Here is a 21,208-nt window from a genome sequence, read left to right on the forward strand (position 1 = left end):
CGATGGCTTGGACCGGGTATCGGTATGTTTCCAAAAACTATTCATACACTTCCCTGTGACCTTCCTGAAGATAACCATGTTGTCGTTGTGTCGGCTGACCTTGATGGTTTTACCGAAGCGGAACAGGCCTTGTACCATTCCTGGTTGACGCCCCGGGAATCAGCCAGGGTTAATGCCATTAAGTTCCCGGAAGCCGCACAGTGCAGTTTGCTCGGACGTGCCATCGTCAGGGCTGTTGCCGCTCAGTGGCGGCATACTTCGCCGGACCTTGTTGAAATCTCCTATCAGGAGAGCGGCAAACCGGTGCTGGACTCAGTCGGCAATTCATCCCTGCATTTCAGTATTACTCATCACCGGAATCAGGTGGCGGTTACCTTTGCCCGGAATCCCTTGGGTGTTGATCTGGAAAGTCCTATGCAGGAAGACAAGATTAAGCTGGCTCGGCGCTATTTTGTGCCTCAGGAAACCGAATTCATGGAAGCGCATAAGGGGCAGGAACGCAATGAATACTTCACCTGGTTATGGACCCTGAAAGAGGCGGAAGTTAAACGTATAGGCGGAGCAATGGCCCATGTGATGGGGAAGGCGGGATTTGAATTCCTGCCACCGGAGGGTGCTGCTGGAATCAAGGCAATCAGGCGGATTGGCCATCCGGAAGACTCTACCTCCTATCAGTTGTACAGAACCCAGGTTGGAATGTTGCTGTCACTGGCCTGCTCAACCCCTTTCATTACTGGCACCAATCTGTGGATTGGTCGTCCAAATACCGGGTATCAACACTCTGTTCCGAGCCTGCTGGCTCAGACCTGAAACCTCCCTTGAATTATTTGCAGTTGACCCTTACCGTCACCAATGTAAACAGGGTAAACTTTCCTGACTTTCATCAAACATAATAAGGCTTGGAGCGCGTCAACTCAGGTGTAGCGCCTTGAAAACTAAAATCCAGGTGCAATCCAGGTGCAATCCAGGTGCAATCCAGGCGTAAGCCAGGCAAGAACCAGAGGTCTACATGTCAGAATACACAACCCTCAACGTTACCCAGCATAACGCGATCGCAACAGTTGAACTGAACCGGCCGGAAAAGGCCAATGCCTTGAATATGGCAATGTGGGAAGAACTAAAAACCGCAATGGAGTGGGCGGACCAGGAAGCCTCCGTGAGGGTGGTGGTGTTGCGTGGTGCCGGTAAGCACTTCTGTTCAGGCATCGACCTGATGGATTTTTCTTCCGTCATGATGGCCAAAGAAAAGTGTGAAGGGCGTAAGCGGGAATCCCTGCGTCGGATGATCCTGAAGCTTCAGAGCTGCTTGTCTGCCATTGAAGATTGTCGCAAGCCGGTCATTGCCGCTATCCATGGTGGTTGTATCGGTGGCGGAGTGGATATGGTGGCATGCTGTGACATGCGATATGTGAGCGAAGATGCCTATTTCCAGATCAAGGAAATTGATATCGGTATGACCGCTGATGTGGGAACCCTGCAGCGGCTGCCTCACATTATCCAGGACGGACTTATGCGCGAACTGGCATACACCGGTCGTAAAGTAAAAGCCGATGAAGCTATCCGGGTTGGGCTTGCCAATCATACCTACGCCAACCAGGAAGAGTTGCATGCCAGCGTGGAAGAACTCGCTCATGTCATTGCAACCAAATCGCCCCTCGCTATCCGTGGCACCAAGGAAATGATCAAATACACCCGGGATCATTCTGTGGCCGACAGCCTTAACTACGTCGCCACCTGGAATGCTGCCATGCTGATCAGCGAAGATATCCAGGAAGCCATGATGGCTCAGATGCAAAAAAGAGAGCCAAAATTCAAGGATTGACGCCTGGCAGCAGGTTGAATTATTAGATCCCTTTGGCATGCCGGTTGTTTTTTCGACAGGATGAAACGGCCGGTTTGTTCTACACTCAGATACATGTAAAGGGCTCTGGAGGGATGAACTGAATGCGGCACTGGATCGTTTCCATATTGTTGGGGACCCTTATCACATCGGCATCCTGTGTAGTCGCCGCCGAGCCTCTCAGAATCAGGCATCTCAAACCTCAATCAAACGAAGATATCCGCAACTCTTACTTTGTGTCTCTATTGCAGGCTGCTATGGAGATAACGAAGGAAGAGTATGGCCCTTATGAGCTGTCTGAAAGTAACGAGTTCGTCTATCAAAGCCGGGTGTTCTGGCTGCTGGAAAATCAACGGGAGTTCGATGTTGCCTGGTCGATGACGTCCAGTGAGCGGGAAGAAAAAGTAAAGCCCATTCGAATACCGCTGATGAAAGGATTGCTGGGAGTCAGGCTGTTTATCATCAGGGATGATCGGCGGGATAAGTTCAGCTCGGTGGAGTCCCTGGATGACTTGAGGAAGCTGACGGCTCTCCAGGGACATGACTGGCCGGATACCAAAATTCTCAGTGCCAACAAATTACCGGTTCGGACCATTCCGCAATACAGTGAGATGTTTAAACAGATCAGCCAGGGGAGGTTTGATTACTTTCCCAGAGGCGTGCTGGAAATATACGGAGAGTTGGAGGCCACCCCTTACCATAATCTGATAGCCGAGCCCCATTTGCTTTTGACCTATCCTGCGCCGATCTATTTCTTTGTCAACAAGGACAACAAAGTGCTGGCAGAACGGCTGGAGAAAGGTCTGCGGGAATTGATTGCCAACGGTGAGTTTGATCGGTTGTTTCGGGAACACCCCGCCCATCGAAAGGCTTTGCAGGATATGCAATTGGAGAAGCGTCGGGTGCTTCGCCTGAGTAATCCAGGATTAACACCGGAAACACCCCTTGATGAACCTGATCTATGGTGGGATGTCTCCCTGTTTAGCAAGACCCCAGCACTGTAAGATCGGGCTGGAGTCCGCAGCCGCCGAGAATAACTTCGCATAAAAAGCGGGTGATCTGGTCGATGTCTTCTTGTTCGTATTCCAACTGATTGGTGATAGTCAGTACCTGGGTATTGAAGTCGGCATAATGTTGGGTCGATGACCAGATCAGAAATATCAGATGAGTGGGGTCGACCGGGTTCATTTTGCCCTGGACAATCCAGCTCTCAATAATTCTGACCTTTTCCCGCATCCACTGCCTGGTACGTTTGCGTAGATGGTCGTGCAGGTGGGGAGCTCCCTGAATGATTTCCATGGCGTATATCTTGGAGGCTTCCGGATAGGTCATGGACATTTCCACTTTGGTTCTGATGTAACGGGTGAGTACCTGGGCTGGATTGTCGCCTTCTGAAATCTCCGCCAGAGTCGAGTTCCAGAGTTCAGTAATATTTTCCAGCATGCAGCTGTAGAGTTTGGCTTTACTCTTGAAGTAATAGTGGATGTTCGCCTTTGGCAGATCTGCCCGATCGGCGATTGCCTGCATGCTGGTGCCTTTATAGCCGTGGCGGACAAATTCCAGTTCTGCGGCACGCAGAATCTTGCGTTCGTTCTGGGATCGGATACTGTCTTTATGGGGTTCCGATTCTTTCACGGCTTTCGCTCCCTTGTGTCGTCCTGCGTTATCGACTATTGAACCTGCATTCGCACCCATCAGGCAGCCCTCTCGCCTATAACTGAGGACGGTAGGGCTGGCCGAGTGCCAGCGGGGTGTTGAGTTTGGAGCGCATGGCATCACTGGCGATGACCATCAGCACCACAATTGTGGCGGCATAAGGCAACATGGCCAGCAGGTTGGGGGAGATATCAAATCCAAGCCCCTGGAGTATCAAGTGCATGATACTGGCCAGTCCGAACAGATAGGCACCCAGCATCACCCGTTCGGCTTTCCAGCTGGCAAATACCACCAGCGCCAGGGCGATCCACCCACGGCCGGCGGACATACCCTCCGTCCAGAGAGGAGTGTAAGAGAGAGACAGATATCCTCCGGCAAGGCCCGTCATAAGGCCGCCGAAGAGCACAGCAGCGTAGCGGACTTTCATCACCGGCATACCAATCGCGTTGGCGCTCTCCGGGTTTTCTCCCACCGCACGAATGATCAGGCCGACACGGGTTTTGCGGAAGGTCCAGTAGATCAGCGCGAATAAAACCCAAGACAGATATACCAGAGGGTCATGGGAAAACAGCACTTTGCCAATGATGGGGATATCACTCAGCAGTGGTAGTTCCCATGGGCCAATACCTTCGATACCCATACCGACATAATTTGTGCCGAGAAAAGCAGACAGGCCGATTCCGAAAATGGTGAGTGCCAATCCTGTTGCCACTTGATTGGCGACCAGCGTAATGGCCAGCAGGGCAAACAGTCCTGACATGGCCATCCCGGCGATCATCGCAGCCCCGAGTCCAACCCAGGTGTTGCCGGTAATCACCGTGAACATGAAGCCGACAACCGCGCCCATGAGCAGCATCCCTTCCTGGCCCAGGTTCAATACACCGGATTTCTCACACACCATCTCACCCAGGGCAATCAGTATCAGTGGGGTTCCTGTACGTAAGGTGGCAAAAAGAATATTGGTAATCAGATCTACATCCACGTGGAAACTCCTCAGGAACCTGCGGTAACCGCTTTTGCGGCACTGGATTTCAACTTGATGCGATAGCCGATAAACAGATCGCAGGCCAACAGATAAAACAACAACATGCCCTGAAACAGGCCGGTAATGGATTTGGGCATGGACATTTCCATCTGCACCATTTCGCCTCCCAGAAATGTCAGACCGAGCAGCATGCTACCCAGGAGAATTCCGACCGGGTGCATGCGGCCGAGGAAGACGACGATGATGGCGCTGTAACCATATCCGGGGGAAATGTAGGGAGTGAGCTGTCCGATTTGACCGGTCACTTCCGATACACCTGCAAACCCGGCCAGGGCGCCACAGAGCAGAAGTGTCAACCAGACCAGACGCTTGGCCCGGAACCCGGCGAACTGGGCGGCTTTGGCGTCCTCTCCCAATACACTGATCTGGAAGCCAATCATCGTGCGTGATAGCAACGTCCAGATCACGGCCAATAATATCAGGGCGAAGCCAAGACTGATGCTGACACGGTAGTCCTCAAACATGGAGGGCAGGGTGGCGTAGTCTGAGAAGAGGGCGGATTCAGGAAAGTTAAAGCCCTCAGGATCTTTTAGTGGGCCATGAACTGCGTACAGCAGCGCGTTCAATGCGATATAGTTCAGCATGATCGTGGTCAGAACTTCATTGCAATTGAAACGGGTTTTCAGAAGGGCTGCTACGGCCGCCCAGCCCAATCCGCATAGGGCGCCAAACAGGATGACCGCCGGCAGAACCCAGGCGGATTCAATATCACCCATCTGTAATGCCAGGTAACCACCGCCGAGGCCGCCGATAATAAACTGACCTTCTGCGCCGATATTCCAGACCTTGGCCCGGAAACATAGCGTCAACCCAAGTGCGCACAGCATCAGGGGGGCGACTTTAACTCCAAGCTCCGACCAGCCATAGAGATCCGACAATGGACTGACAAAAAAGGTGTAGAGAGCATGAGTGGGAGACTGCCCAAGAAATGCGAACAGTAAAGCGCCGCTGAACAATGTCAGTAGGATTGCCATGACAGGCGAAAGATAGGCCATCAAGCGAGAGTCGGATGGGCGTTTTTCCAGTCTAAGCATAGGAAGTCTCCTGCATTTCGGCAGGTGAAGACGAGGAATCGAATTCCCCCGTCATCCACTGACCCAGCAGCTCGATAGATACCTGATCAGTGGGGTGGATAGGTGACAGGCGGCCATCACAGATAGCTCCTATGCGATCGCAGATCTTGTACAACTCTTCTATATCCTCTGATAACACCAGAATCGCGCCGCCCTGATCTCGTAGCCGGATCAAAGCCTCGTGAATAACCAGGGCCGCGCCCACATCGACGCCCCAGGTGGGATGGGAGCACACCAGCAAATAAGGGTGCTGGAGAATTTCCCGGCCGATAATGAATTTCTGCAGGTTACCCCCGGACAGGCTTTTAGCCTGTGCGCCTGCACCGTCGGATTTAACCTTGAATTCCGAGATGATTTTGTCGGCCAGTTCCCTGACCTTGTGATAGTGGATCCAGCCAAACCGGGACAGTCCGCTGAGGAATCCTGTGAGTAAGGTATTCTGCGCGAGTGAGTGGTTGGGAACGGCACCGCGTCCGAGTCGCTCTTCCGGTACGACACCGATGCCAAGTTTGCGTCGCTGGTCAGGATGAAGTTTGCCAATGGGTTTGCTGTTTAGGACTACTGCCTCGGACTTACATTGTTCTTCACCGCTGATCAGCCTTAGCAACTCTTCCTGCCCGTTTCCGGCGACCCCTGCAATGCCCAGAATCTCGCCGGACCTGACGGTAAATGAAATGTCTCGGATAGGGGTGGAGAACGGATCTTCTGATTTGAAGGTCAGTCGGTTCACTTCCAGGCAAGGTGTGCTGCCTTCCACTTTAGTGAATTGTTTGTCGAATGGCGTGTCGTCCCCCACCATTAGACGTGCGATCTCTTCCGTGGTGGTCTGTTGAGGATCACAGTCACCGGATACTTTGCCGGCCCTGAGAATCGTGGCGTTGTGGCAGAGTGCGCGAACTTCATCCAGCTTGTGGGAGATAAACAGAATGCTGCACCCCTCGGCAGATAATTGCTGGAGAGTTTCGAAAAGCTTGTTGACCTCCTGGGGAGTCAGAACCGAAGTCGGTTCATCGAGAATCAGGAGTTTCAGGTCCTGGAGCAGACAGCGGACAATTTCAACTCTCTGCTGCTCACCGATAGACAGGGTATGGACGTATCGGTCCGGATCCAGCTTCATACCATAGCGCTGGGATACATCGACGATCTTTTGTTTCAGTTCGTTCAGGGAACCGGTCTTTTCCTTTGGCAGGCTTAGGGCAATATTTTCCGCCACGGTCAGGGTTTCGAACAGGGAAAAATGTTGGAACACCATGCCGATTCCCAATTGGCGCGCATGGGACGGCCCCTGTATATCGACTTGATGACCTTCCCAGATCATTTCGCCTTCATCGGCTTTTACCACGCCATAGATGATCTTCATCAGGGTGCTCTTCCCAGCCCCGTTTTCTCCCAATAATGCGTGGATTTCTCCCTCTCCCACACTGAGTTTTATTGATTGATTGGCGATACATCCCGGGTAACGCTTGGTAATCCCCAGTAGTTCCAGCCTGTTCTTCATTTCAAATAAACCTGACCAGTTAGACAAGAATTGCTCAAAGCAATGAGCGAGCCAATTATCGCGTAAGTGAAAATGAATTGCATTGTGGGATTGGGTACCTCGCTGATTTTCTTGTTGTTATTGCTCAAGCACTGGTATGACTTGATGGAAATTAACCCGTTATCAGCGATGAAATGATTGCGCCAAACATGGGCAAAAAAGCCCTTTTAGGTTTCACATTGGTGCGAGCTGATCAACTGGTCAAAAAATATTTGATTGCAAATAAAAGACTATGCGTTAATCAATCACATGAAAAGCTATTTATTATTCTTTTTAAAACATAGAGATATATTTTGTATAACAAAACAATCTTATGTGTCATATATTTGAGGAGTTGAAAAGTTGTCTGAATGGTCAGAAAATTGCTTGATGCTGATATCATCAATGCCATCCAGATAAAGGCTATACTTAATTACGTTAATGGCGCGACAGGTCGCACAATTAAATTACCGGTCGCATCAACAATTCGGCAAGACGGGATAACGTGCCCAAGGTACACATTGACTGGAATACCACGATTGTCCGGAATACCAGGATGGCATAACTGCACGACATAGCTACCGGCATTAATATGGTCATAGTAAATGTCTGCTTCTAATAATAGATGAAAGAAAGGTTGCCTGTGATCTCATTTTGTTTAAACGGTGTATGGAAACAGGAACTCGATGTGGATCCGTCGATGACCTTACTACGATACCTGCGTACGGTGCAGGGACTGACAGGGACGAAGGAAGGCTGTGCTTCCGGCGATTGTGGGGCTTGTACTGTGTTGCTCGGCTATGCTCCGGATGGCGGAGACGGTGAGTGGACGTATGAGAGTGCCAATAGTTGTATCACACTGCTCTCTCAATTAAATGGGAAAGCGATACTGACCGTAGAAGCTCTGGCTGACGGCAGTGATCTGCATCCGGCACAGAAAGCCATGGTGGAATGTCATGCTTCCCAGTGCGGATTTTGCACGCCGGGTTTTGTCATGTCCCTGGCTGGTTTGCATCATCAAACTTCTGTTGAGGGCAAAAAAAAAGCTGACCGACAGGAAATCGTAGAAGCGTTGGCCGGGAATCTCTGTCGTTGTACAGGGTATCGCCCCATCGTTGATGCCGGCGAGAAAATGCTCAGTATGCCTGACAACCATGTGGATATATGGTGTCCACCGGCAAAGAACGCGTCTGCAGAGGTAAATAGCCCTTCTGCTACTGAGGGAACATCCTTTCCCTATGTCCCTAAAACAGAGAAGGAGTTGCAAGGACTGCTTGCTCAGGACCCCAATATTAGGCTGGTCGCTGGTGCAACGGACTTGTCTCTTGAGGTCACACAGCAATTCAAATCCTTGGGCAATACAGCCTATCTCGGAGATATCGCTTCCCTGCGAACAATTACTGAGACAGACCAGTCATATGAAATTGGAGCGGCGGTAACTTATACCCAACTGGAGCCCCTGCTGGAAAAACACTATCCCGAGTTTGGTGGGCTCTTGAAGCGACTGGGGTCTCGTCAGATTCGCAACCAGGGTACCTTGGGGGGCAATATTGGAAATGCCTCACCGATAGGCGATACGCCGCCGGTTCTATTGGCGTTAGGGGCTGAAGTTCAGTTGGTAAACGGCCAGGGGGAAGAACGCTGGTTGCCTCTGGAAAAATTCTTTATTGGATATAAACAAACAGAATTACAACCTGGCGAGTACATTCGTCGTATCCGCATTCCTAAGCTTGGTGAAGAGGAAAGCCTCAAGGTCTATAAGATTTCTAAGCGTCTTGAGGACGACATTTCCGCAGTGCTGATGGCTGTCTGGACCAAGCATGACCAGACAACCATTAAGGATATCCGGGTGGCATTTGGCGGTATGGCAGCCATACCTGCACGTGCCCCGAATGTTGAAGTGGCGTTACGCGGAAATGCCCTGTCACAGCAGACCTTTGAGCGGGCTGGTGAGCAGGTGAAAAACGACTTTGCTCCGCTGACGGATGTGCGTGCCAGCCGTGAATACCGGTTGCAGGTGGCAGCCAATCTTCTACAGAAATGCGGCTGGGAATTGATGTCTCCCGGGCAGTTGAATCGTATAGAAAATATACATGGCGATTTCTCCGGGGAGGGTAAGGCTCATGCGTAAATTAGTGGATACGCCGGAGCTGCGCCGGGTTCGTCCGGTGAAAGGCCGTGTCGGGCAGAATTCAGAGCATGAAAGTGCCGTCAAGCACGTGACCGGCAAAGCCCAATATGTTGATGATCTTCCGGAGATTCAGGGTGTTCTTCATACTGCGGTGGGGGGGAGTGCTTATCCTCATGCCCGTATCGTTTCCATGGATTTATCCCGAGTGTTATCCGCCCCAGGAGTGGTGGATGTAATAACCGCTGGTGATGTTCCCGGTCATTTGGATATCGGACCGGTATTTCCCGGGGATCCCGTGCTGGTCGAACGGGAATGCGAATATATCGGGCAGCCAATATTCGCCGTAGCCGCCACCTCTTTTGAAGCCGCCAAGCAGGCCGTTAAGCTGGCGCGAATCGAATATGAAGAACTTCCCGCAGTTCTGGATGTCAGCGATGGTCTGAAAGATGAATTTTTTGTCCGTCCTCCGCACTCGCAAATCAGCGGCGATGCTGATAGCGCAATTCAAGCAGCACCATTTCGTTTAAGTGGCCGGCAGTACGTAAAAGGCCAGGAGCATTTCTATCTGGAAGGACAGGCCAGTATGGTCGTGCCCACGGAAGATGGTGGCATGATGGTGTACACCTCATCCCAGCATCCTACAGAGGTTCAAAAGCTGGTGGCGGAAGTACTTGGGCTTTCGATCAATCAGGTCCAGGTGGAAGTCAGACGGATGGGAGGTGGTTTCGGAGGCAAGGAAACCCAGGCAGCACCCGTTGCCTGTATCGCGTCTATCCTGGCCAGTCGAACCGGCCGGCCAGTGAAGTATCGCATGTCCCGACAGGATGACATGGTCATGACCGGTAAGCGTCACGACTTTCTGAACTCCTACGAAGTCGGTTTTGATGAGAGCGGACGGATTCTGGGCACTCGGATTAATGTCAGCGGTAAATGCGGAAACTCACCAGACCTGTCAGATGCAATTGTTGACCGCGCCATGTTTCATGCCTGCAATGCCTATTTTCTGGGAGAGGCGAATGTAACCGGCTATCGCTGCAAAACTCATACGGTATCGAATACCGCATTTCGCGGCTTTGGTGGCCCTCAGGGAATGATGATCGGTGAGCAGATGGTCGAAGATATCGCCTATCACCTGGGGATAGATCCATTGGAAGTGCGTAAGCAGAATCTGTTCGGTAAGGATGAGCGGAATACCACGCATTATGGTCAGTTGGTGGAAGACCTCATGCTCGGTGAGATGATGTCTCAGCTGGAGGATGAATCAGACTACCAGGCGCGGCGGAAGGACATCATTGCTTTTAACCAGACCAGTCCATTCTTGAAAAAGGGTCTGGCCCTGACGCCGGTGATGTTTGGCATTTCATTTACTGTCCAACACTTGAATCAGGCCGGGGCACTTCTGCATATATACACTGATGGCAGCCTCCATTTGAACCATGGTGGTACAGAAATGGGGCAGGGACTATTTACCAAGGTGGCCCAGGTTGTTGCAGAAGAATTCCAGGTCGACCTGGATCGAATTGCCGTATCTGCCACACGGACAGATAAGGTTCCCAACACCTCGCCGACGGCTGCCTCTTCCGGCTCTGACTTGAACGGCATGGCTGCACGGGACGCCTGCCTGACTATCAAAGCTCGACTGCTGGAATTTGCTGCAGGCCACTATGGCGTTAATGAGGATCAGGTTCGATTCGAAAACAACCATGTGGTGATCACAGGATCTTCTCAGGCAGATGAGTCTGGAGAATTGTGGGTTTCCTTTGCTGATTTCGTGCAACTGGCATATATGAACCGGATATCGCTATCGTCCACCGGTTTCTATAAAACGCCCAAGATTCATTACGACCGAGAAACCGGTAAAGGGCGTCCGTTTTTCTATTACGCCAACGGAGCGGCTGTTTCTGAAGTCATCGTGGATACTTTGACGGGGGAATACAAAGTATTGCGGGTGGATATTCTTCACGATGTAGGAAGTTCCCTGAACCCGGCAATCGACATCGGCCAGATTGAAGGTGGTTTTGTTCAGGGAATGGGATGGCTGACTACGGAAGAATTGCAGTGGGATGACGCGGGCCACTTAATCTCCAACAGTCCGGCCAACTATAAGATTCCAACAGCGGGGGATATTCCGGAAGACTTTCGGGTCACGCTGGTTAATAACCACCCTAACCCTGAGGCCACCATCTACAGGTCCAAAGCGGTGGGTGAACCGCCCTTTATGTTGGCTATCTCCGTGTGGTCAGCTATTCGAAATGCTGTCGCCAGTCTGGCGGATTATCGATACGCGCCACCCCTCGATCCCCCGGCGACTCCTGAAAGAGTGTTATCCGCCGTAACCGCCACCCGGCAGCATCTGGCCCAGCAAAAGGCCAAGATCGAAGAAGGTGCCAAATGAGCGAACTCAATTGGAGTGAAGCCATTCATGCCTGCCAGAAAAGTGGAGATGCGTATGTCATTGCCACGGTGCTGGGATGCAGCGGCTCTACGCCCCGGGAACCCAGCAGCAAGATGGTGATCACGGAGCAGCAGACTTATGACACCATCGGTGGAGGTCAGCTTGAGTTTGCGGTCACTCAAAAGGCTCGTGAGCTGCTCATAAAGGGAAACGCTGCCCAGGTGATTCAACACTTTCCTCTGGCGGCCGGGCTGGCCCAATGTTGCGGCGGCAGTACAACGGTCTTGCTGGAAGCGATGGCTGCCTGTCCTTTCAGAGTTACCGTATTCGGAGCCGGTCATGTAGCCGAGGCGCTGATGACGATCCTTCAGGGATTGCCTTGCAAAGTATTGTGGGTGGACTCTCGTGCAGAACAGTTTCCCCCGGAGCTGCTTGCTAACGCAGGAAGCGAAAGCCGAGGAGGAGACAAGGAAGGGAATATCACTGCACTTGTCACTGATGATCCTGTCGATGTGGTCTCCGACTTGGCACCGGACACTGATGTGCTGATCCTGACACATAACCATCAACTGGACTTTGAGTTATGTCAGGCGGCTCTCAACCACGGAAGCCTCCGGTATATAGGAATGATCGGCTCTCAAACCAAGTCAGAGCGATTCCGTAAACGTCTGGCCCGGAATGATTTCACTCAGGAACAGATCGACCGTATTGTCAGTCCGGTGGGACTCTCTGAGGTGCCGGGCAAGTTACCGATGGAGGTCGCCGTTTCTATAGCAGGACAGCTCATTGCGGTTGAGCATCAGAACCGGGAAAGACCGGTCCGGCGCGGGCTGGGATGGAAAGAACTTAAGTCCACCCTGGGTGATCAGGCCACTCCTCATAAGGGCGCGATCAGCCTGTCTCTGAAAGACAAAAGCTAACGCATATATCCAGGTTTCATTATTTATTAAGGCCGAACAACCATGGCAAACAAAATCGAATATAACCGGTTTTCCTCTCGTTTCACTGACTTGGCCAGCAGCCGGCTGGGTGGGCAGGCATTGAGTTGCAGTGACGATTTTTTCGCGGAGATGGAGAATCTTCTCAGTCCTAAACCTGCGGTATTTATTGAAGACAAATACACCCATCGCGGAAAGTGGATGGATGGCTGGGAATCCCGTCGCCGCCGTGATTCCGGATACGATTGGTGTGTGATTAAACTGGGGATGCCCGGGGTGATTCGGGGGCTGGATGTGGATACCAGCTTTTTCCTTGGCAACGCTCCCAAGTCAGTGTCAGTAGAAGCCTGCAGGTTGCAACAGGATCCGGACGAGAATACCCAATGGATGGAAATCCTGCCTCGTACAGAAGTGGAACCCGGAAGCCATAACTTGCTGGACGTATCCGATGATGCGACCTGGACGCACATTCGTCTGAATATTTTCCCTGACGGTGGTGTTGCGCGGCTGAAAGTTTATGGCGAAGTGACGCCGGACTGGGACTGGTACCTGCCTGGAGAACCGATTGATCTGGCGGCGATCGTGAACGGCGGTCGCCCCTTGCTGTGCTCGGATATGTTTTTCAGCCCTATGGAGAATCTACTGATGCCGGGTAGGGGTAAGGACATGGGAGATGGATGGGAAACCAAACGCCGTCGTGGAGGGCGTGACTGTGACTGGCTGGTGCTGAAACTGGGGGATCTGGGACGCATCGCCAAGGTGGAAGTGGATACGGCTCATTTCAAAGGGAATTATCCGGCTTCATTCTCATTGGAGGCGGTCAGGCTGGAAGCCGATGTCGAAGTCTCAGAGACAAATGTGGATCAACTTAACTGGATGCCGGTGATCGACAGAATCCCTCTCAGTGCTGATCGTCAGCATCGATTTATGAATGAAATCCAGAATAGCGCTGAGGTTGTCAGCCATGTGCGTCTGAAGATATTCCCCGACGGGGGAGTCAGCAGACTGAGGGTGTGGTGTTTGCGTGGATAGCCGTTTCGATATGAATGAAGGCCTGGAGCGCTTCAATCAACTCGATGAAGCCGAAGCAGTTGCCATGATGGAAACATGCTGTACCGCAATGCGCTGGTGCCGGGAGATAGCCTCCCGGAGGCCATACTCTTCGCTCGAGCAGATGCTGAAGGCGGCAGACGAGATTTGGGGGACAATGGAACAGGATGATGTGCTTGAGGCCTTTTCCGGACACCCCAAAATTGGTGATGTGAACAGTCTACGTGCCAAATATGCCCACACAGCCGGTCTGGCTGGCGCTGAGCAGGGGGCGGTGAAGCAGGCTTCTGAGGACGTATTGCAAGCGCTTAAAGCAGCAAATGACGAATATGAAGCACGCAATGGATTTATTTTCATTGTCTGCGCCACGGGTAAGAGCGCCGGGGAAATGCTGGCAATCCTGCAGCAACGCCTGGCCAATGACCGGCAAACAGAGCTGCGGATTGGCGCTGAAGAACAAGGAAAAATTACGGCGATTCGGTTAAGGAAGTTGTTTGAACGTCAGCCAGACCAGGGTTAACAAACAGGCAAGAAACAGCAGCTTGGTAAGAAATAGTAATTAGGTGAGGAATAAAAAATGGCAAGCCCGATAACAACGCATGTTCTGGATACCCAGGCCGGACGTCCGGCAAAAGGCGTTCCGGTTCAGTTATATCGCAAGGAGCAGAGCGAGTGGGTAGCCATCGCCGATGGTGTGACCAACGACGATGGACGTATCGCTGATTGGCTGGATGGGCAACCCCGAGTAGCTGGTACCTATCGTATCCGTTTCGATACCGATGCTTACTATGCCGCTAAAGGCGAGCGTTGCTTTTACCCTGAAGTGCAAATCGATTTTCGTATCGAACATTCCGATCAGCACTACCATGTACCTTTGCTGCTTGCAGCACATGGTTTTTCAACCTACCGCGGTAGTTGATGTATGGCTGTTTTGAGTTTGAAGCCTGAGCCGTTAACTGCAGAGGCTTTTTCGCCGTTTGGTCAGGTGCTGGAGATTTCCGATCAGCAACCTCTGTTGATTAACGACGGAAACACTCTTCGCTATGACTCGTTAGCGCCGGTAGAGCTTTCAGGCCCCGATGACTATGGTGTGATGAATCTCTTTCGTGCCCGTCCGAGAGATCTTCCAATGCCAATAAAAATGGTGGAACGGCATCCCCTCGGAAGTCAGGCGTTTATCCCGCTTTCCGGCGAGCCCTATTTGGTATTGGTGGCGTTACCCAAAGCCGGGGAATCTGACAATATCCCGGATCCGGAATCGCTTCGATTGTTTTTCGCCAGGCAGGACCAAGGCGTGAATTATGCCCGGAACACCTGGCATCACCCGGTATTGGGATTGAATAAAACCTGTGATTTCCTGGTCGTCGACCGCAAAGGGCCGGGAAGCAATTGTATAGAACATTACTTTGATGAATCGTTGGAAATATCCATCGATATGAATGAGGCAGCAACGTCATGAGTTTAACTGTACTGAGGGGCGAAATACTCAGTTTTATGGATGACCCGGACAAGTCCGGAGAGCAGGGATATGTGCATTTTCATGACGGTATCCTGGTGGTGGAGGGAGATAAAATTAAAGCTGTCGGTCCTGCAGAGGATCTGTTGTCCTCCGTTTCTGCTGACACGGTGGTGTTGGAGTATCAGAACAAGCTGATCATGCCGGGATTTATTGATACCCATATCCACTATCCACAGGTGGATGTTCTGGCTTCTTATGGCGAGCAATTGCTGGAGTGGTTGAATAACTATACCTTTCCTACCGAGCGCCAATTTTCTGATCCGCAGCATGCAAGGGAAACGGCAGACTTTTTCCTGGATGAGTTAATCAAAGCCGGCACGACGACTGCTCTGGTGTTCGGCACAGTACATCCCCAGTCTGTTGAAGCATTTTTTGAGGCTTCAGAACTGCGTAATACCCGAATGATTTGCGGAAAGGTCATGATGGACCGTCATGCCCCGGATTTTCTCTGTGACACCGCCGAAGCAAGCTACCAGGATAGTAAGGCCTTGATTGAGCAGTGGCATGGGCGTGGCAGACAGTTGTATGCGGTGACTCCTCGGTTTGCCATCACCTCATCCGACGAGCAATTGCAGAAAGCGGGGCAACTGCTGAAAGAGTATCCCGGGGTCTTTATGCAGACGCACTTGTCGGAAAATACCGATGAAGTGGATTTTGTGCAGAAGTTATTTCCCGGCGCTTGTGATTATCTGGATGTGTACGATCAAAATGGATTGTTGTCTGGACGTAGCGTGTTTGCCCATGGGATTCATCTTTGTGAAAGAGAGCATGCAAGGCTCAGGGAAACGGAGTCCAGTATTTCATTTTGTCCGACATCCAATCTGTTTCTAGGCAGCGGCTTGCTGGATCTGGCTCAGTTGGAGAAGGAGCAGGTGACCTACAGCATGGGGACGGATGTTGGTGGTGGTACCAGCTTTTCGATGCTACAGACACTGAATGAAGCCTATAAAGTCGCACAAATGCGTCAATACAAGTTGTCACCGCTGAAGGCGTTCTATCTGGCCACACTGGGAGGAGCCAGGGCACTGAAACTGGACCATCTGATAGGTAGCCTGCAGCCTGAACGGGAGGCAGATTTTATCGTATTGGATTATGCGGCCACACCGTTGATAAAGCGTCGTTTGTCCAAGTGCAAAAACCTGGAGGAAAGACTCTTTGCCCTGATGATTCTGGGGGATGATCGCAGCGTCGCAGAAACCTGGGTTGCCGGACAATGTTTGTATCAACGAAGCCAGAATGACTAAGGGGGACTAATGGAAGCGTATCTGACCGACTGGTTCTCGCTATTCTTTCGATGGTTTCATGTCATCACCGGGATTGCCTGGATCGGGGCAAGCTTTTATTTCGTATGGCTGGATAACAGCCTGGAAGAACCGCCCCAGTGGAAAAAGGACAAGGGAATTAAAGGTGACCTTTGGGCCATCCATGGCGGTGGATTTTACGAGGTGGCCAAGTACCGTCTGGGGCCGGAGAAGATGCCCGAGCATCTGCACTGGTTCAAATGGGAAGCTTACACCACATGGTTGACCGGCTTTGTACTCCTGTGGATTGTCTATTATCTGGGCGCGGATCGTTACCTGATTGATGCGACAACGCTTGCGCTTTCTGTTCCCGAGGCCATTGGAGCCGGATTAGGGTTTCTGGCTGCTGGATTCATTATCTACGAAGGCCTGTTACGAACTCCGTTACGTTACAATGGCCTAGCCTTCGGCATCGTGCTCTTTATTGTGCTTGCTGTTTCCAGCTATGTGGCCAATTTACTGTTTTCTGCACGGGGCGCCTATATCCATGTGGGAGCATTAATGGGCTCTATCATGGCGGGGAACGTGTTGTTCGGCATTATGCCGGCGCAAAGGGGACTGGTCAGCGCGGTCGAGAAAGGTGAGAGTCCGGACCCGGCATTGGGAGAGTTCGCTAAATTGCGTTCAACTCATAACAATTACCTGACGCTACCCGTATTGTTCATCATGATCAGCAACCATTATCCGATGGTGTACGCCCACGAGTATGGCTGGGCATTGCTGGTTGCCATAGGAGGTATCGCTGCCTTCGCCAGACACTTTTTCAATCTTAGGCATAAAGGTGTGAACAAACCTATTATCCTGGTGATCGGTGCAATTCTACTGGCTGGTGTCGCAGCCGCTATTGCGCCGACAAAGGCTCCTATCAAGCCTGCGGATGAGAGTTTTACAGACACCAAAGCAATAGCCATCTTCCAGTCACGCTGCGTTACCTGTCATTCGGCCAACCCTACGGATGAACTATTTACGGCCCCACCTGCTGGCTTAACTCTGGATACACTTGAGCAGGTCGAAAGTGCCGGATATGCCCGAATCAAAGGCGTTGTTGAAACTGGATATATGCCATTGGCGAACCGCTCCGGTATGACGGATGAAGAACGTGCTGCAATTGTTGGCTGGTTGTCGGAGAAAGGAAAAAAAGGTCAGTAACTTAAAGTCCGGATCTGAAGAAGTATGAGCTTTAAGATCCGAGACTTTTAACTTTCTGAATATTACCTTTACAGTGAAGGTTCTCAGGTGTTCTTTTATGAAACAGCCTCCTCGAAAGATAGACGGCGCTATTGTTGTCGAATGGGCTTTGTCGGGAGATATTCCCTTTGGATGGATTCCTGATGACTCGGGCAATATTGTCGCAGAAATATTTGGGTTGGCAATTTGCCAATATAAAAAATCTGGTAATGTGTATCGTTTTAGCTGTGATGCCGATTGGGAGACTGAACAGGACTCAGTCTACAGGTCTATAGAGGAGGCGAAAGCTCACATTCCAGCTCAATATAAAAACACTAATATTCACTGGCGCAAAATGATTGAAGAATAATGGAAATACTTTTTCTCGGAACATCGTCCGGCACCCCCACAAAACAACGTAATGTCTCAGGGTTAGCAATCAGAAAAGCCAACTCAAAAGCCTGGTGCCTGGTTGATTGTGGTGAGGGTACTCAGCATCAATTGCTTGAAACAAACCTGACGTTAAAGAATCTTCAGGCCATTTTTATTACCCATATTCACGGGGATCATTGTTATGGTTTGCCGGGTTTACTAGCCAGCGCAGCGATGCAGGGCAGGGACAAAGCATTATGGTTGGTTGGGCCTAAGAAGATTCAGCAATATATTGAGGCCGTGATGAAAACTACGGATTTATGGTTGGGCTTTGATATTAAGTTTGTTGATGTGGAAGGCCTGTCCGATGCCTTTCAAGTTGCGGAGTTTGAGGTTGATGCTGTCCGACTTTCCCACCGTGTCCCTTCGTATGCCTATTCGTTTACAGAAGAGACGACACCTGGAAAACTGAACCAGGAAAAACTGAAGTCTGACGGAATTCCGGCTGGACCCACTTGGGGCAAGATTCAATGTGGCGAGGATGTAGTCTTGGATGATGGCAGAAAAGTGATCGCGGAAGATTATCTGTTACCACCGGAGACTCCTCGAAGAATAATTGTTTCCGGAGACAATGATGCCCCCGAGTTGCTATCCCGAGTTGCTGGGCAGGCAAGTGTATTGGTGCATGAATCCACCTACACACAGGAACACCTTGATAAAGTCGGTTCCGGCCCTCAACACAGTTCTGCAAAGATAGTTGCCGAGTTTGCTGAAACCTGTCATCTACCAAATCTGGTGCTGACCCATTTCAGCCCCAGGTATGTTGTGAACGGCGACCCTGGTCACTCTATAAATGACATTGAAGAAGAAGCCAGATCCATCTATTCCGGAAACCTGTTTTTGGCAAATGACCTTGAATGTTATGAGCTTAAGAAAGACGGCCTTTTAGTAAGGACGAAATAGCTCATTAAGAGCACAATAGGATAAAGCATGATACCGCCTGAGCTGATTGTCATGGAAAGAGAGCATTGGGTCGTCAATCATCGTGTGGGATCGATTTATCCCGGCTACTTGATGGTTGCATCCAGACAGCGGGTCAGTGACATTTGGGAGCTGAACCAGGAATCACTGGCGCAACTTGGGCCTGTATTGGCCGAAGTGGAACGCTCTGTCAGGTTGGTTTATCAACCGTACAAGGTTCTAGTGTGCAAACTAGGCTTTTCAAAGGGCTTTGATTGTCATTTCCATGTTATCCCTGTCCATGATTGGGTCTTGTCTGAAATTGCTTCACATCATTATTACAGTAATGAGCCGGATGGAAATGATGTGATGCTGTATATCAATAGAGAGTACTGTGAAAATCAGTGTCTGGAAAAATCCTCCCGGATAGCGTTAAATGCCGCGGCTGAGATAAAAAACATATTAAAACCATAATCTCGGTGTTGAAGGAGGTTGGATTCCATTCCGGCCTCCCTAAGTAAGGCATGAATCAGGGTTGGTTAGCCAAGATGGCACTGGAAGTTTATGAAAAACTAAGGAAAAAGGGATATTTGTTGGCCGGAGAACTTAATGATCTGGCTCAACGGGCAAGTGTCTACTATCACATGTACGAAGATTCCGGCGGAAGAAATGTGTTTCCGCTGATTGCTGCTCATGGGGCGCTATGGGCATCGGGATACTTTCGAAAGGGAATGCTGACGGGGAATATACTGTCCCTGCAGTTTTGCGCCAGTAAAGGACTCCGTCAGGAAAAACTGGCTTCACTTAATCTCTTTGCGGACAGATTTCGGGACATCAATCGAAAAGTCTGCGCAGAGGCCTACGCGCTTTACTACTACACAAAAATCTATCGTGCTGCACCTGAAAGCAGGGCCGGTTTTGGATTCAGCCCGGCGTTAATCGATGCTTTGGTTGCGTGCCATCACTCCTATGAGAGCCGTTCGGCGTTCAGCAAGGACCGTCGATGGAATTTGTTTCATGAATTCTTTCTGTGGGAACAGGAGAATATTGTGGTGCCACTGGTGGAGGCTGCCTACCAAAGCTTTCATTGGCCTGTCATTAAATACCTTGCCCTTCGTCCACGAATCGATTTTGCCTATTTTGGCTGTGGCAATTGCTTAAGATTTAAGGATTTTAGCTCAAAAGACGAACGCATTGAGAAAGGTATGAAAGCCTACATGCGCGCTGAAGAAGTTGGATTGACGTGGGTGGCTGAATCTCTCAAAAGGTATGGTGTACTTCCCAAGGTGTTCTTCAAGGACACGGTGTCCTATTACGGAAACCTGGAGCGGTGTTGTGAAGCCCGGCTGGGGATTACGATACAGCCAATATAATGCTCGGTATGCAAGGTAATTGGTGTGAAAAGATCAGGCAGAATAGATAAGGATCTGAAATAAATAGAGATCTGAAATAAGGCCGATCTGAAATATAAAAGGATCTGAATAGAAAGGAGAATCTGATGTTTACCGGTATCGTGCAATGTGTTGCCAGGATTGTGGAAGTCAACGATAAGAGTGGCATTCGTACCTTCGAAATTGAATTCCCTGATGGGTTCTGTCGAGACTTGGAAATTGGAGCAAGTGTCGCAATTGATGGTGTCTGCCTGACGGTTACGGAATTGTTGTCTGATATGCGGGTTAAGTTTGATGTCATGCTGCAGAGTCTCTTGATTACAACTCTGAGCGAATACCCGCCTGAGACTCAGGTGAATGCAGAACGGGCTGCCAAAGACGGGGCTGAAATTGGAGGGCATCCATTATCGGGACATGTGGATTTTAAAACCTCGCTCCTCTCCATAAACCAGGTCGAGGATAACTATTGCTTAAGGCTGGCCCTGGAAGGCAATTGGAAGCGCTATGTATTTCCCAAAGGATACATCGCCCTTAACGGTGCCAGCTTGACGATTGCCGAAGTTAACAAACAAGAAGGTTGGTTCGAAGTATGGTTGATTCCTGAAACCCGACGAATGACGGTTTTTGAATCAAAGGGGGTTGGCAGCCAGATCAATGTGGAAATTGAACGTGGTACCCAGGTGGTAGTCGATACGGTGAGGGATACTCTGGAGGAAAATTTGGGAGCATTGTTTCCTCTGTTTGAACGTTTGCTCGAAGAACAGGGGGTCGATGTTCACTCACTCGGCGCGGACTCAAGGCTATTGCCTACCGCAGCTGACAAGACTTAGCCATCATCGTAGGGGTTAATGACT

General features: G+C 50.7%; 21 protein-coding genes. 17 read left to right on the plus strand and 4 right to left on the minus strand.

What is annotated here, in order from left to right:
- The first annotated feature begins 24 nt into the window (after window positions 1–24).
- The 3 genes from BTA51_RS26965 (at window position 25) to BTA51_RS26975 (ending at window position 2,844) form a co-directional block, all read left to right on the plus strand.
- Window positions 25–810: a 4'-phosphopantetheinyl transferase superfamily protein gene (locus BTA51_RS26965; RefSeq protein WP_094712188.1), complete on the plus strand. Its 786-nt coding sequence runs from the start codon at window positions 25–27 to the stop codon at window positions 808–810.
- A gap of 199 nt (window positions 811–1,009) precedes the next feature.
- Window positions 1,010–1,822 carry a crotonase/enoyl-CoA hydratase family protein gene (locus tag BTA51_RS26970; RefSeq protein ID WP_094712189.1) on the plus strand — a complete coding sequence of 271 codons (813 nt, stop codon included), beginning with the start codon at window positions 1,010–1,012 and terminating at the stop codon, window positions 1,820–1,822.
- A gap of 122 nt (window positions 1,823–1,944) precedes the next feature.
- Entirely contained in the window at window positions 1,945–2,844 is a 900-nt protein-coding gene (locus tag BTA51_RS26975) for an ABC transporter substrate-binding protein (RefSeq protein WP_094712190.1), read from the plus strand.
- On the opposite strand, the gene BTA51_RS26980 is transcribed toward BTA51_RS26975, so the two are convergent.
- Genes BTA51_RS26980 through BTA51_RS26995 form a run of 4 tightly spaced genes read right to left on the minus strand, consistent with a single transcriptional unit; the run spans window position 2,822 to window position 7,112 of the window.
- Window positions 2,822–3,535 (minus strand): TetR/AcrR family transcriptional regulator, encoded by a 714-nt coding sequence (locus BTA51_RS26980; RefSeq protein WP_094712191.1) that lies wholly within the window; start codon window positions 3,533–3,535, stop codon window positions 2,822–2,824. The two genes, BTA51_RS26975 and BTA51_RS26980, sit on opposite strands and share 23 nt — an antisense overlap.
- A 16-nt stretch (window positions 3,536–3,551) precedes the next feature.
- Window positions 3,552–4,478 carry an ABC transporter permease gene (locus tag BTA51_RS26985; protein ID WP_094712192.1) on the minus strand — a complete coding sequence of 309 codons (927 nt, stop codon included), beginning with the start codon at window positions 4,476–4,478 and terminating at the stop codon, window positions 3,552–3,554.
- Window positions 4,479–4,489: 11 nt separating this feature from the next.
- The gene (locus BTA51_RS26990) at window positions 4,490–5,575 is read right to left on the minus strand and encodes an ABC transporter permease (RefSeq protein WP_094712193.1); all 1,086 of its coding nucleotides are present in this window, start codon (window positions 5,573–5,575) and stop codon (window positions 4,490–4,492) included.
- Window positions 5,568–7,112 (minus strand): ABC transporter ATP-binding protein, encoded by a 1,545-nt coding sequence (locus BTA51_RS26995; RefSeq protein WP_094712194.1) that lies wholly within the window; start codon window positions 7,110–7,112, stop codon window positions 5,568–5,570. Before BTA51_RS26995 ends, BTA51_RS26990 begins: the two co-directional genes overlap by 8 nt.
- 643 nt (window positions 7,113–7,755) lie before the next feature.
- On the opposite strand from BTA51_RS26995, the gene xdhA reads away from it, so the two are divergent.
- The 14 genes from xdhA to BTA51_RS27065 all read left to right on the plus strand — a co-directional run bounded on the left by xdhA (window position 7,756) and on the right by BTA51_RS27065 (window position 21,184).
- Window positions 7,756–9,261: a xanthine dehydrogenase small subunit gene (gene xdhA, locus BTA51_RS27000; RefSeq protein ID WP_094712195.1), complete on the plus strand. Its 1,506-nt coding sequence runs from the start codon at window positions 7,756–7,758 to the stop codon at window positions 9,259–9,261.
- Window positions 9,254–11,656: a xanthine dehydrogenase molybdopterin binding subunit gene (gene xdhB / locus BTA51_RS27005; RefSeq protein WP_094712196.1), complete on the plus strand. Its 2,403-nt coding sequence runs from the start codon at window positions 9,254–9,256 to the stop codon at window positions 11,654–11,656. The genes xdhA and xdhB overlap by 8 nt, the downstream gene beginning before the upstream one ends.
- Window positions 11,653–12,576 (plus strand): xanthine dehydrogenase accessory protein XdhC, encoded by a 924-nt coding sequence (xdhC, locus tag BTA51_RS27010; RefSeq protein ID WP_094712197.1) that lies wholly within the window; start codon window positions 11,653–11,655, stop codon window positions 12,574–12,576. Before xdhB ends, xdhC begins: the two co-directional genes overlap by 4 nt.
- A 42-nt stretch (window positions 12,577–12,618) precedes the next feature.
- A complete protein-coding gene (gene alc / locus BTA51_RS27015; RefSeq protein WP_094712198.1) occupies window positions 12,619–13,626 on the plus strand; it encodes an allantoicase in 1,008 nt (335 codons plus the stop codon).
- Window positions 13,619–14,164 (plus strand): 2-oxo-4-hydroxy-4-carboxy-5-ureidoimidazoline decarboxylase, encoded by a 546-nt coding sequence (uraD, locus tag BTA51_RS27020; protein ID WP_246841214.1) that lies wholly within the window; start codon window positions 13,619–13,621, stop codon window positions 14,162–14,164. The genes alc and uraD overlap by 8 nt, the downstream gene beginning before the upstream one ends.
- Before the next feature lie 57 nt (window positions 14,165–14,221).
- The gene (gene uraH, locus BTA51_RS27025; protein WP_094712199.1) at window positions 14,222–14,563 is read left to right on the plus strand and encodes a hydroxyisourate hydrolase; all 342 of its coding nucleotides are present in this window, start codon (window positions 14,222–14,224) and stop codon (window positions 14,561–14,563) included.
- Between the two features lie 3 nt (window positions 14,564–14,566).
- On the plus strand, window positions 14,567–15,103 hold the full coding sequence (locus tag BTA51_RS27030) for an ureidoglycolate lyase (protein ID WP_094712200.1): 537 nt from the start codon (window positions 14,567–14,569) through the stop codon (window positions 15,101–15,103).
- Window positions 15,100–16,407, plus strand: coding sequence for a guanine deaminase (gene guaD, locus BTA51_RS27035; protein ID WP_094712201.1), 1,308 nt, complete (start codon window positions 15,100–15,102; stop codon window positions 16,405–16,407). Before BTA51_RS27030 ends, guaD begins: the two co-directional genes overlap by 4 nt.
- 9 nt (window positions 16,408–16,416) lie before the next feature.
- Entirely contained in the window at window positions 16,417–17,613 is a 1,197-nt protein-coding gene (locus BTA51_RS27040; protein ID WP_094712202.1) for a urate hydroxylase PuuD, read from the plus strand.
- Between the two features lie 97 nt (window positions 17,614–17,710).
- Window positions 17,711–18,001 carry a hypothetical protein gene (locus tag BTA51_RS27045; protein WP_094712203.1) on the plus strand — a complete coding sequence of 97 codons (291 nt, stop codon included), beginning with the start codon at window positions 17,711–17,713 and terminating at the stop codon, window positions 17,999–18,001.
- Window positions 18,001–18,966 carry a ribonuclease Z gene (locus BTA51_RS27050; protein WP_094712204.1) on the plus strand — a complete coding sequence of 322 codons (966 nt, stop codon included), beginning with the start codon at window positions 18,001–18,003 and terminating at the stop codon, window positions 18,964–18,966. Before BTA51_RS27045 ends, BTA51_RS27050 begins: the two co-directional genes overlap by 1 nt.
- Window positions 18,967–18,993: 27 nt before the next feature.
- Window positions 18,994–19,437 (plus strand): HIT family protein, encoded by a 444-nt coding sequence (locus BTA51_RS27055; RefSeq protein ID WP_094712205.1) that lies wholly within the window; start codon window positions 18,994–18,996, stop codon window positions 19,435–19,437.
- 74 nt (window positions 19,438–19,511) lie between these two features.
- Complete coding sequence (locus BTA51_RS27060; RefSeq protein ID WP_141215690.1) at window positions 19,512–20,336, plus strand: hypothetical protein; 825 nt, start codon at window positions 19,512–19,514, stop codon at window positions 20,334–20,336.
- A gap of 125 nt (window positions 20,337–20,461) precedes the next feature.
- Window positions 20,462–21,184: a riboflavin synthase subunit alpha gene (locus BTA51_RS27065; RefSeq protein ID WP_094712207.1), complete on the plus strand. Its 723-nt coding sequence runs from the start codon at window positions 20,462–20,464 to the stop codon at window positions 21,182–21,184.
- The last annotated feature ends 24 nt before the right edge of the window (window positions 21,185–21,208 follow it).

It is taken from the genome of Hahella sp. CCB-MM4, assembly GCF_002260525.1.
GTDB lineage: Bacteria > Pseudomonadota > Gammaproteobacteria > Pseudomonadales > Oleiphilaceae > Hahella.

Excerpts from the sequence above, each read along its gene's own strand:
- BTA51_RS27060 (WP_141215690.1), top strand. The coding sequence starts at position 19,512 with ATGGCACTGGAAGTTTATGAAAAACTAAGGAAAAAGGGATATTTGTTG.
- BTA51_RS27065 (WP_094712207.1), top strand. The coding sequence starts at position 20,462 with ATGTTTACCGGTATCGTGCAATGTGTTGCCAGGATTGTGGAAGTCAAC.
- BTA51_RS26990 (WP_094712193.1), bottom strand. The coding sequence starts at position 5,575 with ATGCTTAGACTGGAAAAACGCCCATCCGACTCTCGCTTGATGGCCTAT.
- BTA51_RS27050 (WP_094712204.1), top strand. The coding sequence starts at position 18,001 with ATGGAAATACTTTTTCTCGGAACATCGTCCGGCACCCCCACAAAACAA.
- uraH (WP_094712199.1), top strand. The coding sequence starts at position 14,222 with ATGGCAAGCCCGATAACAACGCATGTTCTGGATACCCAGGCCGGACGT.
- BTA51_RS27045 (WP_094712203.1), top strand. The coding sequence starts at position 17,711 with ATGAAACAGCCTCCTCGAAAGATAGACGGCGCTATTGTTGTCGAATGG.
- BTA51_RS27030 (WP_094712200.1), top strand. The coding sequence starts at position 14,567 with ATGGCTGTTTTGAGTTTGAAGCCTGAGCCGTTAACTGCAGAGGCTTTT.
- xdhC (WP_094712197.1), top strand. The coding sequence starts at position 11,653 with ATGAGCGAACTCAATTGGAGTGAAGCCATTCATGCCTGCCAGAAAAGT.
- BTA51_RS26965 (WP_094712188.1), top strand. The coding sequence starts at position 25 with ATGTTTCCAAAAACTATTCATACACTTCCCTGTGACCTTCCTGAAGAT.
- BTA51_RS26995 (WP_094712194.1), bottom strand. The coding sequence starts at position 7,112 with ATGAAGAACAGGCTGGAACTACTGGGGATTACCAAGCGTTACCCGGGA.
- BTA51_RS26970 (WP_094712189.1), top strand. The coding sequence starts at position 1,010 with ATGTCAGAATACACAACCCTCAACGTTACCCAGCATAACGCGATCGCA.
- xdhB (WP_094712196.1), top strand. The coding sequence starts at position 9,254 with ATGCGTAAATTAGTGGATACGCCGGAGCTGCGCCGGGTTCGTCCGGTG.
- BTA51_RS26975 (WP_094712190.1), top strand. The coding sequence starts at position 1,945 with ATGCGGCACTGGATCGTTTCCATATTGTTGGGGACCCTTATCACATCG.
- guaD (WP_094712201.1), top strand. The coding sequence starts at position 15,100 with ATGAGTTTAACTGTACTGAGGGGCGAAATACTCAGTTTTATGGATGAC.
- BTA51_RS27040 (WP_094712202.1), top strand. The coding sequence starts at position 16,417 with ATGGAAGCGTATCTGACCGACTGGTTCTCGCTATTCTTTCGATGGTTT.
- BTA51_RS26980 (WP_094712191.1), bottom strand. The coding sequence starts at position 3,535 with ATGGGTGCGAATGCAGGTTCAATAGTCGATAACGCAGGACGACACAAG.
- xdhA (WP_094712195.1), top strand. The coding sequence starts at position 7,756 with ATGAAAGAAAGGTTGCCTGTGATCTCATTTTGTTTAAACGGTGTATGG.
- BTA51_RS27055 (WP_094712205.1), top strand. The coding sequence starts at position 18,994 with ATGATACCGCCTGAGCTGATTGTCATGGAAAGAGAGCATTGGGTCGTC.
- alc (WP_094712198.1), top strand. The coding sequence starts at position 12,619 with ATGGCAAACAAAATCGAATATAACCGGTTTTCCTCTCGTTTCACTGAC.